We start from the raw sequence: 13,933 nt of genomic DNA on the forward strand, positions 1-13,933 counted from the left end.
CGGAACTTTCATATTGCATTCAGGGGATCCTAATCGTAGAAAGCGGAAACTATGAATCATTCCATTTCATGCACTTACATCGGACATGCTACAAATATCATTAGGTTTGGGGAGAGTTCTATAATAACCGACCCTCATTTCAGAAATCGAATCTTCACGCAGAGGAGACTGATCCCTCTCCCAGTCGAACCATGGAGGTTACCCGACTTCGACTTGGTGCTTTTGAGTCACGTCCACTGCGGCCACTTCGACGTCTCGAGCTACAAGTACATATCCTGCAAGACGCCGATCATAGTCCCCGACGGAACGGAACGAGCGGTGGGACAGTTCATCCCAAATCCGGTAATCGAGCTGTCGCATTTCTCGTCGCACGAGCTTCACAATGGAATCACGGTAACAGCGCTTCCGGTTAGAGCCCCGTTTTTCAAATTCTTCCCGATCAGGTATAGGGGAGCGAGCGCCTATCTGATAAGAAGCACCGATGGCGACCGGGCGGTATATTTCTGCGGCGATTCAGCCTACGGCGACCATTTCAAGGAGGCCTCCGACATCTGTAGGATAGACGCGGCCCTCCTTCCGATCGGGGCTTATGAGCCGAAGTGGATGATGAAGAATCTTCACATGACGCCGGAAGAGGCGGTCGCGGCATCCGAAGACCTGCGAACCGGCGATATGATACCTATCTGCCATGGAACCTTCAGGCTTTCGATGGAAAAACCTGAGGCGCCAAAGGAAAGGCTTTCATCCATAGTCGCATCGAACCCAGATTTACAAAATAGGGTTCATATACTTGCACCTGGGGAAAGTTTCGATCTTAAATCCAAAAAACTCTGAAACAATTGCAACCGCGGAGCGGGAAAATGTCCAAAATAATCACGGCAAAAGAAGCTGCGGCGATGGTCAATGAAGGGGACAAGATACTTTTTGGCACCTTCCTGTGCGCCGGAGCGGCGCAGGATCTCATCGACGCATTGGTGGAAACTGGCACAAAAAATTTACAGATCGTCGCCATATCCACAGACTGGGACGAAAAAGGCATCGGCAAACTCTTCAACAGCGGCCAGGTAAAGCGCGCACAGATTTCCTGGAATGGCGGTAACAAGGCGGCGCAATCGCAATACGCCTCAAAAGAACTCGGCATAGAATTCAACCCTCAGGGCTCACTGCTAGAACGCGTCCGGGCCGGCGGCGCCGGTCTAGGCGGCTTTCTCACTCCAACCGGAATTGGTACGGTAATAGAAGAACAGAGGGAAACTCTCGAAGTCGATGGGAAAAAATTCATCCTTGAAAAACCTATCCGCGGAAATTTTGCGTTCGTGAAGGCGGCAAAGGCGGACAAACTCGGCAACCTCACCTACAGCAAGACATCTAGAAACGCGAATCCGGTCATGGCAACGGCAGCCGATGTCGTCATAGCGGAGGTAGATGATATCGTGGAAGTCGGCGCAATCGACCCGGAGGATGTCGTTACTCCCGGCCTTTTTGTCGACTACATAGTTAAAAGCAAAAAACGCACGCGCGAGGAACGCATCGAGATGATGAAGAGACCTCAATAATATTTTCCGGAGAAAAAGATGCTGACAAAAGAACAGGAAATGGCGCTGATCGCCGGAAGGATCGCACAAGAGATGAAGGATGGTTACACCGTGAATCTCGGCATCGGCTATCCTACCGCAATACCAAATCATCTTCCAAAAGGCGTGCACGTGATGATCCACAGCGAAAACGGAATCATAGGAATGGGGCCGCGCCCAAAAGTCAGCGGGGAAGATCCGGACATGATAAACGCAGGAGGGTCATCCATCACCGCGATGAAAGGTGCAAGCTACGTCGATTCCGCCACGAGTTTCGCTATCATCAGGGGCGGCCATCTTAGCATGACCGTCCTCGGAGCGCTTCAGGTCGATCAGGAGGGAAGCATCGCCAACTGGATGATCCCCGGCAAATTCACCCCTGGCATGGGTGGCGCGATGGATCTCGCTGTCGGTGCCAAGCAGGTGGTGGCAGCGCTAAAGCATGTGGATAAGGATAGAAAATCCAAGGTCGTGAAAAAATGCGACCTTCCTCTTACGGGATACAAAAGCCTCACTCTCATCGTAACCGATATGGCATTCATGCGCGTGACCGAGAAGGGGCTCGTTCTCGAAGAGGTCGCCTACTGGACGAATGTGGATGAGGTAGTCAAAAATACCGAGGCAGAGCTCATCCTGCCTGAAAAGATTGGCGTATTTCATCTTCCGGAATGAACAATTCGCACCCGACAGAATATCATCGAGTTGACATAATACAATCCCTCTGTTAGCAGCAAACCCACTGTCGCTAGGGGTGCGGTAAGCTGAGAATCACGCGCAAAGGCGCGGGATACCCTCGGAACCTGAACCGGGTAATGCCGGCGAAGGGAAGCGAATGAAGCAAAATCGCGCACCCGTTTTAGGGTGCGTTTTTTATTTGGAGCTGCACACATGAAGATAACCTTGAATGGAAACGAAAAGGATATCTCCGACGAAATCGTCCTATCCGCCCTCCTTTCCGAAATCGGGATCGATGAAAGAGGGACGGCAGTGGCTATAAATGGTGAAATCGTCTCAAAAAAAACATTCCACGAAAAAAAGATTAATGCAGGGGACAGAATCGATCTTCTGCGCGCGATCGGAGGGGGATGATGGACGAACTGAAAATAGCGGGAAAAACATTCTCTTCGCGGCTCTTAATAGGCACCGGAAAATTTCCATCCAACGATTCGATGAGAGATGCGATTGAATCATCGGGAGCGCAGATAGCCACCGTTGCACTCAGGCGCGTCGATCTGAGCAAAGAGGATGGCGATATCCTGTCATACATCGACAGAAAAAAGATCACCCTTCTTCCCAACACCTCCGGAGCCAGAGACGCCAAAGAGGCGGTGATGCTCGCAAGACTCGCCCGCGAAGCAGGGCTCTCCGATTTCGTAAAACTAGAAGTCGTTCCGGAACCACGCTACCTGATGCCGGATCCAATTGAGACATTCAAGGCGGCGGAGATCCTCGTCAAAGAAGGCTTCACAGTCCTGCCGTACATAAACGCCGATCCGATACTGGCGAAAAAACTCGAAGAGATAGGCTGTGCCACCGTCATGCCGCTCGGCAGCCCAATCGGATCGAACAGAGGAATAAAGACGCGCGACGCTATAGCTATGATAATAGATCAGTCGAACATACCGGTTGTGGTGGACGCCGGACTCGGCGCTCCTTCGCACGCCGCCGAGGCAATGGAAATGGGAGCCGATGCCGTGCTCGTAAACACAGCAATCGCCGTCGCATCGAATCAGTCGGAGATGGCAAGGGCATTCCGCCTCGGAGTCGAGGCCGGAAGATCGGCATATATGGCAGGTCTCGGTCCGCAAGGCGAAACTGCCTCGGCATCCAGCCCGTTAACGGGTTTTTTGAACAGGGAATGAAGTGAAGAGACCAACTACCGACACTACGACAATTCAGCGAGCTGAGCTTGAAACGGCGCTTTCGAGGATTAGCTGCGAATCTCTATCCCTCGGAGAAATCGCTGTCCTGCTATCACATTCTGCCGATGAACATCTCGAAACACTCGCGCACGCAGCGAACGAGCTCACGCGTAAAATATTTGGCAGAACCGTAAAGCTCTACGCGCCGATCTACATCTCCAACGAATGTATAAACGGATGCCTCTACTGCGGATTCAACGCGTCCAGCAAAATCGCTAGGCGCACCCTCTCGATCGATGAGGTCAAAAAAGAGGCAGAGACGCTGATATCGACAGGCCATAGACATCTGCTGCTTGTCTCCGGCGAAGACCCTAAGGCAGTCACCGTCGATTCCCTCTGCGAAATCGCGAAATCGATTCGTCCCTCTTGCGCAAGCCTGTCTGTAGAAGTTCAGCCATTCGACGAATCAGGGTATCGAAAACTTTCCGAGGCCGGCGTCGATGGTGTGACTCTTTATCAGGAGACCTACGACCGCATCTCTTACGAAAAATTCCACCGCAGCGGTCCCAAAAAATTTTTCGAGGCAAGGCTTAGATCCGTGGATTCAGCCGGTGCAGCGGGGATGAGATTTTTGGGGCTTGGAGCTCTCCTCGGACTTTTCGACTGGAGGCAGGAGGCCCTGTCGCTGATCGCTCACGCCAGAGAGATGATGAAAAAGCATTGGAGATCGTTTGTTACGGTAAGCGTTCCCAGAATAAGGGACTGTTCATCATCCTTCAAAATGCCAAACCCGGTTACAGACAGAGATCTCGCTCACATGATCTGCGTCCTCAGGCTGGCGCTGCCGCGATGCGGAATCATCCTATCGACGAGAGAGCCGGCCGATCTCAGAAGAAACCTACTTCCTCTCGGAGTCACCCAGATGAGCGCAGGCTCGTGCACATCGCCTGGAGGATACACCTCGCAAGAAAAATCCGGCGAGCAATTTCATATGGAAGACCACAGAAAGGCCTCCGAAGTGGCAACCTCTCTGATCGAAATGGGATATGACCCGATCTGGAAGGACTGGGACAGCAACTTATTTGGAACCAACGGCTAACAATGGAGAATGCGATGAGAAAAGAATGGATAGCAAAACGTAGCGGCGATAAGATAAAAACGCAGATGTACTACGCGCGAAAAGGGATAATTACTGGAGAGATGAAGTACGTCGCTGAAAATGAATCCCTGCCCGCCGAAGATGTCCGCACCGCTATCGCAGCGGGAAGGATGGTAATACCCGCCAACATAAATCATCCCCATCTAATCCCATCGGGAATAGGAAAACTCTGCAGATGCAAAATCAATGCGAACATAGGAAACTCTTCTATTTCATCGGATATAGGATGCGAGCTCGGCAAACTGCGCCTCGCCGTTGCCTACGGCGCGGATGCAGTCATGGATCTGTCCACGGGAACCGATATAAATGAAATACGCGAGGCGATAGTCGCCGAAAGCAGCGTGCCGATAGGAACTGTTCCCATATACGAAGCAGCTGAGATGGTCGAAAATATAGAAGAGCTTACGGTCGATCAGCTGTTCAGCGTCATAGAAAGGCAGGCGCAGCAGGGGGTAGACTTCATAACCGTTCATTGCGGACTACTCAGGGAGCATATGCCACTGGCCTCGACCAGGGCAACAGGTATAGTGAGCCGCGGTGGAGCGCTGACCGCCAGATGGATGCAGAAAAATAGAAAACAAAATCCCCTCTATGAACACTACGACAGGCTGTTGGAGATATGTCAGAGATACGATCTCTGCCTAAGCCTCGGCGACGGGTTACGCCCCGGTTCGCTTGCAGATGCATCCGATGCCGCGCAGTTTGCGGAACTAAAAGTGCTGGGAGAGCTCACGATGCGCGCAAGGGAGGCATACGTTCAGGCCATGGTGGAAGGCCCCGGACACATCCCTTTCGATCAGATAGAGATGAACATGCGTAAGCAGGATGAACTATGCGACGGAGCCCCCTTCTACGTCCTAGGCCCTATCGTCACAGACATCGCTGCCGGCTACGACCACATAGCTTCCGCGATAGGCGGTACGATGGCGGCGTTTTGCGGCGCAGCGATGCTTTGCTACGTCACGCCAAAGGAACACTTGGGACTTCCAAACGCCGATGACGTCCGCGCTGGAGTGATAGCTCATAAGATAGCCGCCCACGCAGCTGACATCGCCCTGAAAAAACCCGGAGCCCGGCTAAAGGATGACGCAATGTCGAAGGCTCGTTTCGAACTCGATTGGGATAAACAATTCGAATTCATGCTCGATCCCGACAAGGCCAGGGACTACCTGAATGAGGCCAACTCGAAAAAGGGGCTCAAAACGGCGGAACCGTGTTCAATGTGCGGGCCCAAATTCTGCGCAATGCGAATTTCCCGCGAAGTTTCAGGTCATTGACGAGCACCTTTTTTTTTGCAAGCATCCCGACCCATGAAAATGACAAACTACACCAAGCAGGAACGAACGCTGATACTCTTCATGAGGATAATCGGCGTCGCGTTTCTCATCGCAGCAGCCGTTTTCACCTCCTCGCCGGATTATATACTCACCTATATAACCGACATCGGCAGCGTATTTTTCGGATGGAAATCCCCTCGCGGGGCTTTGGGCGCCGAAAAATTCTGGCTTGTTCCCGCTGTGGCGCTGCAGATATCCATGGCGTATTCGGCTTTCATGGTCCAGAAAGATCCGGCGCTCCATATCGAACACTCGCGCCACATAATAATGAGCAAGTTCATTTGTGCAGCAGGTTTCACGGCGCTGCTCTTTGCCGAAAGCATGCAATTTTTTTATCTGCTGGGAACGGTGGTCGAAGGCCTGATATTCGTAATCACACTCCTGATATACAGGAGCGCAATGCGCAGCAGAAACAGATGGCACGACTAGAGACCTAAGGCATTCATGAAAGAAAGCGGCAATTTCAACTCTAACATTCCTATCTACGTCGAACTGGCGAAGTCGATGGCCGGGCGCTTCATATCGAAGATCGAAGATTTCAGACGTGAATGCGAAAATGATGCCGACCGTTTCGGGATGAGCCCAACTTTTTTAGAACGCGTGAGGCCAATTTTTCAATTCCTATACCACGATTATTTTCGCGTCGATATCTGCGGCGCAGACAACGTACCTAAAAAAGGGCCGGCGATTCTGGTTGCCAATCATTCGGGGACAATCCCCTACGACGCAACGATGTCTCACCTTGCCGTATACAATAACCTCAAAAGCAAACGGCTGGTCAGGTTCCTCGTGGATGATTTCATCTTCAACATACCGGTTTTGGGCAAAGTCATAGAGCGGATTGGAGGCGTGCGCGCATCATTCGAAAACGCCATGGAGCTGCTGGAAGACGGCCATATCGTCATGATCTTCCCTGAAGGAATCGAAGGAATCGGAAAACTCTACAATGAACGCTATCAGCTACAAGAATTTCAAAGGGCCGGTTTCGTAAGGTTAGCAATAAAAATGAAAGTCCCAGTTATACCGGTTTCAATAGTAGGGGCCGAGGAGATACATCCCCTGATATGGAAATCGAAAAAATTCGCGGAAAACCTGGGGCTTCCTTACATACCTTTCACTCCCACATTCCCATGGCTGGGTCCGCTAGGTCTCGTTCCGCTTCCGAGCAAATGGAAGATAACATTCAACAAACCTGTCAGTTTCAAAAAATTCAGGGCTGCCGACGCTAGAAAAAATTCCGTGGTCAAAAGGGAAGCAGCCAAAGTTCGCGAAACGATATTGAAAAGCCTGAAAAGGGACCTGAAGAAGAGAAAGTCTGTCTGGGAATAACCCGTAACGAAGACCAAGGAGAAACGAATGCTGAAAGTGGATTTCAAAAACATATTCGAAGAAACAGTGGGCGGAAACAAGGCCATATCAAAGTGCGACGTACAGGAGCTGGAATCGAAAGTTCCAGCGGCACATGAAAAAATCCAGGACTGGCGCAAAAGCGAAGATGCGATATTCTACGATTACATATTCCGCGACGACATAACAGCCGGCATAGCGGAAACGGCGGAAAAAATCGCATCGAATTTCGAAAATGTGATCGTGCTTGGAATTGGAGGATCGGCGCTAGGCCTGCGCTGCGCGGCACAGTCGCTACTTCCACCGTTCTGGAACATGCTCGGAAAGGATTCGCGAAAGGGGAAACCCCGTCTCTTCGTGTGCGACAACATCGACTCCGATTCCTTCGCTGCGCTCATGCAACTCGTTGACATCGCGAAAAGCTGCTTCATCGTCATCAGCAAGTCAGGGAAAACCACCGAGACTGCGGCACAGTTTTTTATCGTGGCATCGAGGCTGAAAAAGCTGCTGGGTCAGAGCTGGTCTAAAAACCTTGTCATCATAACTGATCCCAAGTCGGGCGAATTGAGGCCGATGGTGGAAAAGGAAGGGATCACATCCTTCGCCATTCCGCCAAAACTCGGCGGAAGATTTTCCGTCCTCTCACCCGTAGGACTTTTTCCTGCCGCATGCGTAGGGATAGACATCGAAAATCTCGTGGCAGGCGCAAGGGAGATGGCCAAAAGATGTTGTTCGCCGGATCTGAAATCCAATCCCGCCTACGCACTAGGGGGCTACCACTACATCCTCGACACCGAGAAGAAGATGAATATATCGGTCATGATGCCATACAGCGATGCCCTCTCGCTTGCCTCCGACTGGTACGTCCAATTGTGGGCCGAAAGTCTGGGCAAGGCCGGTCGCGGACAAACCCCGGTAAAAGCGCTGGGCGCTACCGACCAACATTCGCAGGTTCAGCTGTACATGGAAGGTCCTAGCGATAAGGTGTTCACCTTCCTGTATGTGGAAAAATTTTCTTCTCGGAACGAGGAGACGATAGTGGAAGAACCCTCGGAGGCATTCTCTTACATAAAGGAAAGAACTCTCTCGGAAATTCTCAACGCTGAATGCGAGGCCACGATAGGCGCGCTGACAAAGATGAACAGGCCGAGCATGAAGATATCTTTCCCGAACGTCGACGCCCTACATCTTGGTGAATTTTTCATGTTCTACCAGATCGCCACCGCGTTTGCAGGCGCGCTTTATGGGATAAACCCCTTTGACCAGCCGGGTGTCGAACTTGGAAAAATTTTGACGAGGGAAATTCTTACAAAACGTTAGAAGTCGAGAGTCCCTTCCATAACGGCAATGACATTCGCTCCCGAGAGAAACTGATCGAAAAGATCGTTGCCGGACGGGTTCTGTGGAAGAGATGTTTCCATTCTCATCGTAATAGAACCCTGCGAAAGCGGGGATATCGTTTCGATGGTCAGGTCAGGAACATTGAAATCTATAAGCGCTGCCATACCCTGCTTGACCTGATCGGCAGAGAGCTCTCCAAGCGCAGCCCTTATCCTGAATGAAACTCCAGACAGCGTAATTCTTGAGCCGTCGAATGTCCCCTCAGCCTCAACGCCTTCCGTACCGCTCACGACAAGGGTCACGGTCGTTCCGCTAGGCAGCTGAGTGACCTCCTCGCTTCTCAGATAATATATCGCATTGGGAAAATCATCCATCCTGAGCTTTGCCGACCCTCCGCTGACGTTGAAGGTGACAGGTCCCGTCACCTCCATCGGCTTAGGTCCGCCCGGGGCAAGCTGAGGAATATCGATCGCAAAACCGCCGTTGTAACACGCCGTGTTCCCTCCCGGCTCACAGGAAGTGGAGCCACCGCCGAGTTCTATTTCGCCGTTCGGCCCTTCCTCAGCCTCGCCAACTAGCTGCAGATAATAATACCCCTCCTTGGGGTAATCATAGACCGCTATTACAAGAGACCTGTGTATTACGGAAGTTTCGTTCCGCGATTCCTCTTCAAGATCTTCAATGCGTTTTGGAATCCAACGCTCCTCATGTCCGGTTACCCAGCCCCCCCACGAAGCCTTGGTGGTTTCAAGGTTTCTTGGAGAGTATGTAATTTCCACAGAGAGGGAGCTACCCGGAGGAACGACTATATCGGCCGGCTCCACATCCACCGCCCCTACTTTTACTGAATTGATTTTAAAATGGCCGACAGCGTTCGACCCCTTGTCGAATGCTATCGCGCGAATATGCTGTTCCCCATCCGATGATGAATTGGCAAAGACAAAGCTCTTCGTAACGCTCTTCGTTATCTGCGTCTGGTCAAAATACTCGGTTCGCCATTCGAGAAACTGCGTCTCCGAGGAGCAGGATACGAGTAGAGAGATCGCGATAGAGATTATGGCGAGCGAGTTCTTTATGTTAATAGAAATATTCACCCAAGCCCCTCTACAGAATGTGATTTCCTCAGTCCATACGCAGCGCGCAAAGAGAGCAACAAAATGACATCCGGTGCCATCTTATCGGCTAGTCCGCAAAGATGTTGCTTGAAATTTCAACTTTTTCGGATTCTCCGCCCCGATCGTCGAACATAAGTCAAACAGAATGTACCCCCGCCAAATTCCCAAAAATGGAGAATTCCCATCAAAGGAACCTCATTGGAAAATTTTTGCAAGCTCCCTGAGCACCGCACTCGGTGGATTTATTTTTCCTGAGACATACAAAGCGCGAATCCCCTCCCAGACTCCGATATCGGACCATTCGCTCTCCAGCGGAATCAGAAACATATCGCCAAACCGAGCCACCGACTCCATCACGGCGTGATCGATGGAAATCCTCGGCATCTCAGCCATATAGAATTCATCGGCATCCTCAGCTCGCCCGTTACGAAGCAAGTTCAGATAAATATCCACCGAAGATAGGAGATCGGGAGAATACTTCGCCAGCATCCTCCTGAAAGAGGCGGCATGAAATACGTACATCCCGCTATTCCAGAGATAATCCCCGGCTTCAATCAGGGGCTGAGGAAAATCCGGCTTTTGAACAAACTCGGTGGCCACCATTGCGGGTGAGCCATCCACCGCTCTACCCTTGCGTATATATCCAAAACCTTTTTCCGGGCGCGATGGCGGAATCCCGAAGAGCAGCAGCGCACTGTGCTGCGCAGCGAAGAGAACGCCATCTACAATATTTTTTCTGAATGCCGGGAGATTACCTATCCAGTGATCGGATGGGGTCAGGATGCCAACGGCGTCGGGATCCACCTCCGCAAGGCGAGCAGCAAAGATAGCGACCGCAGGCCCGGTATCCTTGTTTTTTCCAGTGGGCTCAAGGGTGATATTTTGAGGCAAAATCCAAGGCAGGTTCTCCTTTACGGCAGATTCAAAAGCCCTGTTGGTTGCAACATGCATTCGATCCGTTGCTACAAGCCCGGCAAACCTGTCGGCAGTAACCGCAATCATGGGGCCTTGCCCGGTAAGATCGCAGAACTGTTTTGGCCTCTCCGGAGTGCTTATAGGGGCTAGCCTCCCGCCCATCCCTCCGGCGAGCAGACAGCAATGGACCCTGGGTAGACTAGCCAGCATCGAAGCGGAGGCACCGAAAAATTGTGAAACTAAGCCCGTCATAAAATTATCTCCCTTTCTGAACTGACGTTATCGAAGCAATCGCAAATATGTTGCTATTTTCCTCGCCCGTTGTTTCCTCGCCCGCAGATGATTTTCTAGGTTCAGTCAACTGTTCGATATCTGAGATATTTTTTTATCGAGATATATAAAGTAATACATCATCTAAATTAATCTATACATTTGTTTTAAATCATCTAAATTATATTGAAACTGATTAGCACATGCCATTGATCAGATTTGGGGAAAGTGTTAGGGAATCGGCTCCGGCGTCAACAGCTTGACTGACCCCATTCCGTTAAAAGGGAAATTAAAGTAAATTTGTCAGGGGTTTAGCGGTAAAACGTCAAAAGCTTAGGGAATTTGTTGCAAATCTGGGTTAAAAACTACCCGCCGGCCAAGAGCCGGGCTATAAAAAGCAATGTTTTCAAATAGTTAAAAAAATCACTCTGGCATTACTCTTGCTCGTACCAAGCTAGCGCTTCAGGGAGGGGGGTTCTTGATCCTGTCTTCAACAGAGAAAGCAAAAAGGTTTCGAAGGATGGGGGCTTGGATACTTGTCCCCCTCCTCGCCCTCTTGATCTCTGCCTGCGGAAGCGAGCAAAAATCCATATCAGAACAGCCTGGCGATGGTTGGATAGCAGACACGAAAGGGCCATTAACAAAAGAAAACGGTGGAATTCCCGGATGCGCGGATCTTTGTACGATGTTTGAAATAACGGATCCAAGTGACTGCGATGATCTCCTCTTCGTGGATTCAGAAGGAAACTGTGCCTACGATTCAGGATCAGGCTGGACAGGATCGCTTGACAGTTGTGAAGATATCAAAGTCGCCTACTGCGAGGCGGCCGCTTCTGGCGGCTTCCCCTGCCACACCGAAGGAGGGGCATGTAAGGACAACTGCGGCAGTAGCGATAATTGTGAGGATGGCACCATATGCTACTTTGGCAGATGTCTAGAACCCGAGTCGGTTGGTTATTATCCTGATGCGCCCTGCAGCGAAAGTAGTGATTGCACGGGTGATTACGAAGGTTTTACCTGCATTGGAATCTTACCACCTGATTGCAGTGGCGCATGTCTTGATATGGAGACGTTCTTTTCCGAGTCAAAAGGCGCCCCTCAAGATTCAACTTCCTGTGAAGCTCTTGAAGGAACCTGGAATGAAGAGATGGGGATATGCCTCACCCCGGATATAGTGACATGCATGGGCGATGGCGGAGGAGAATCTGGTCCTCCTGAATGTAATTCAACATTAACCAACGACTGTTTCCAATATAACAACACGAGCAAGGAAGTATGCGAAACATATTACTGGGAAGCCTTTGATGGGCAGGGAAATTACGATGTAAGAAACTGCCGTTACTGGGATGGAACATGTGGAGTTGAAGGTTCTTACGGCCAAGCAAGCACAGCGTGTACAGGCGGAAGCTGCGGAAACAATATCTGCGAAGCAGGGCTCGGCGAAAACAGCAGTACTTGTAAACAGGATTGTGGAACCGGCGGCGGATACACCTGCCCAAACGGCATATGCGAAAGCTGGGCCGGCGAAAATAATAGCAATTGTCCGGCCGATTGCGGGGGTAGCGGATATACCTGTCCAAACGGCATATGCGAAAGCTGGGCCGGCGAAAATAATAGCAATTGTCCGGCCGACTGCGGAGGAGGAGGGCCGCCCAGTTGCAACCCAGCTCCCGACTGCTGCGATGGAGGGGGTTATGCGTCAGGAGGCAGGTGCTACTCAGATAGCGAATGCACAATCGAATGCGACGAGGAAAACATCTCATGTGAGATGTTGTGTAATATCGGTGGCTACTCAGAAGAAGACGGCGAAGGCTGGCAACTGGAATGTTCAGAAGAATTTTCAAATGATTATTATTGCCAATGGAGCGGATCCGAATGGGTACACGAGCCTGATGACAACGCAGACTGCACGATGGTAAGCAACCCCTTAAAGCACAATATTTGCCTTGCCATGGCAGCAGGCGATGAGCCTTACTGTGTATGGAATTCCAATCTCAACCAATGCCTAAACGCTGGCGGCGGCGGTGAGAACACCGCACCGTCAGCAAGTAACGTTTCTGTAACTGGCACCATGAAAGCCGAAGAGACGGCCACTTGTTCTTACACATACTCTGATGCTGATGGCGACGTCGAAAGTGGAAGCACATATGAGTGGTACAAAAGCGATACTGCGAATTTATTAGACGCAACAATCATAGAGGGCCAAACGTCTAACACTATTTCAATCATTGAAAGTTATAGAGGAAAATTTTTATTCTGCTCTGTAACTCCTTCCGATGGCGTTGATTTTGGAAATCAAGCTACCAGCTCGGCATCGAGTCGGGTGAACACCCCTCCGGTTGCAACCAACCTTTCAATAACCGGCAACCTCTTTGTAGGATCGACGCTAACCTGCAACTATGACTACTTTGACGCGGATAACAATCCGGAGTCAGGAACAGAAATTGTTTGGGCAAGGCATTCATCTCAAGAAATTGAGGGTGAACCCGATGGGTTTATGGAAGATGTCGATGGAACCTACACACTGGTGGAAGCCGATATCGGCAAATATATTTTCTGCGCGGTAATACCGAATGATGGCATTGAGGAGGGAAATACGGTTGTTAAAGTCACGGACTCAACCGTGCAGGATGTTTCAGCCCCATCCTCTCCTTCGGTTTCAGCGACCACACCCACCTCCGATTCTACTCCTACATGGAGCTGGTCGACGGGGGGCGGAGGAAACGGGACATTCAGATATCAGCTAGACGGCGAGGAGGGCCCTTGGACGGAGACAACCGATACGAGCTACACCCCGACCTCTCCCCTGGACGACGGCACACATACGCTGTATGTTCAGGAGCGCAACGGGGTCGGCAACTGGTCTGAAAGCGGATCGTTCACTGTAACGGTCGACACGGTTCCCCCTACTTCCCAGAACACGGCATTTGCGACTTCTATCTCTGTAAAGGGCGGGGCCACCGTCACCATCACCGGCACAGGAGATTCTGCGGATGCGATCTGGTTCGCTCCT

14 protein-coding genes and 1 riboswitch are annotated in these 13,933 nt (G+C 51.0%); of the genes, 12 read left to right on the forward strand and 2 right to left on the reverse strand.

The window, feature by feature from the left end:
• Positions 1 to 51: 51 nt before the first annotated feature.
• The 10 genes from GX659_02370 to GX659_02415 all read left to right on the forward strand — a co-directional run bounded on the left by GX659_02370 (position 52) and on the right by GX659_02415 (position 8,599).
• Positions 52 to 834 (forward strand): hypothetical protein, encoded by a 783-nt coding sequence (locus GX659_02370; GenBank protein ID NLD27633.1) that lies wholly within the window; start codon positions 52 to 54, stop codon positions 832 to 834.
• A 26-nt stretch (positions 835 to 860) separates the two neighbouring features.
• The gene (locus GX659_02375; protein ID NLD27634.1) at positions 861 to 1,556 is read left to right on the forward strand and encodes a CoA transferase subunit A; all 696 of its coding nucleotides are present in this window, start codon (positions 861 to 863) and stop codon (positions 1,554 to 1,556) included.
• An 18-nt stretch (positions 1,557 to 1,574) separates the two neighbouring features.
• The gene (locus GX659_02380) at positions 1,575 to 2,246 is read left to right on the forward strand and encodes a 3-oxoacid CoA-transferase subunit B (GenBank protein ID NLD27635.1); all 672 of its coding nucleotides are present in this window, start codon (positions 1,575 to 1,577) and stop codon (positions 2,244 to 2,246) included.
• A gap of 65 nt (positions 2,247 to 2,311) precedes the next feature.
• Positions 2,312 to 2,418: riboswitch (TPP riboswitch) on the forward strand.
• Positions 2,419 to 2,462: 44 nt separating this feature from the next.
• A complete protein-coding gene (thiS, locus tag GX659_02385; GenBank protein NLD27636.1) occupies positions 2,463 to 2,663 on the forward strand; it encodes a sulfur carrier protein ThiS in 201 nt (66 codons plus the stop codon).
• Positions 2,663 to 3,436 carry a thiazole synthase gene (locus GX659_02390; GenBank protein ID NLD27637.1) on the forward strand — a complete coding sequence of 258 codons (774 nt, stop codon included), beginning with the start codon at positions 2,663 to 2,665 and terminating at the stop codon, positions 3,434 to 3,436. The genes thiS and GX659_02390 overlap by 1 nt, the downstream gene beginning before the upstream one ends.
• Before the next feature lies 1 nt (position 3,437).
• Positions 3,438 to 4,535, forward strand: a complete 1,098-nt coding sequence (thiH, locus tag GX659_02395; GenBank protein NLD27638.1) for a 2-iminoacetate synthase ThiH — start codon at positions 3,438 to 3,440, stop codon at positions 4,533 to 4,535.
• A 14-nt stretch (positions 4,536 to 4,549) separates the two neighbouring features.
• Positions 4,550 to 5,872: a phosphomethylpyrimidine synthase ThiC gene (gene thiC, locus GX659_02400; GenBank protein NLD27639.1), complete on the forward strand. Its 1,323-nt coding sequence runs from the start codon at positions 4,550 to 4,552 to the stop codon at positions 5,870 to 5,872.
• Between the two features lie 33 nt (positions 5,873 to 5,905).
• Positions 5,906 to 6,361, forward strand: coding sequence for a hypothetical protein (locus GX659_02405; GenBank protein NLD27640.1), 456 nt, complete (start codon positions 5,906 to 5,908; stop codon positions 6,359 to 6,361).
• 15 nt (positions 6,362 to 6,376) lie between these two features.
• Positions 6,377 to 7,261, forward strand: a complete 885-nt coding sequence (locus GX659_02410; GenBank protein ID NLD27641.1) for an acyltransferase family protein — start codon at positions 6,377 to 6,379, stop codon at positions 7,259 to 7,261.
• A gap of 27 nt (positions 7,262 to 7,288) precedes the next feature.
• Entirely contained in the window at positions 7,289 to 8,599 is a 1,311-nt protein-coding gene (locus GX659_02415; GenBank protein NLD27642.1) for a glucose-6-phosphate isomerase, read from the forward strand.
• Here GX659_02415 and GX659_02420 read toward each other — a convergent pair.
• Together GX659_02420 and GX659_02425 are read right to left on the reverse strand one after the other, a co-directional pair.
• A complete protein-coding gene (locus tag GX659_02420; GenBank protein NLD27643.1) occupies positions 8,596 to 9,714 on the reverse strand; it encodes a hypothetical protein in 1,119 nt (372 codons plus the stop codon). The two genes, GX659_02415 and GX659_02420, sit on opposite strands and share 4 nt — an antisense overlap.
• A 216-nt stretch (positions 9,715 to 9,930) precedes the next feature.
• Positions 9,931 to 10,902, reverse strand: coding sequence for a hypothetical protein (locus GX659_02425; protein NLD27644.1), 972 nt, complete (start codon positions 10,900 to 10,902; stop codon positions 9,931 to 9,933).
• Positions 10,903 to 11,627: 725 nt separating this feature from the next.
• On the opposite strand from GX659_02425, the gene GX659_02430 reads away from it, so the two are divergent.
• Together GX659_02430 and GX659_02435 are read left to right on the forward strand one after the other, a co-directional pair.
• The gene (locus GX659_02430; protein ID NLD27645.1) at positions 11,628 to 11,858 is read left to right on the forward strand and encodes a hypothetical protein; all 231 of its coding nucleotides are present in this window, start codon (positions 11,628 to 11,630) and stop codon (positions 11,856 to 11,858) included.
• Positions 11,859 to 11,983: 125 nt separating this feature from the next.
• The coding region (locus GX659_02435) for a hypothetical protein (protein ID NLD27646.1) at positions 11,984 to 13,933 on the forward strand (1,950 nt) is incomplete at its 3' end.

The organism is Myxococcales bacterium (assembly GCA_012513515.1).
GTDB lineage: Bacteria > UBA10199 > UBA10199 > 2-02-FULL-44-16 > JAAZCA01 > JAAZCA01.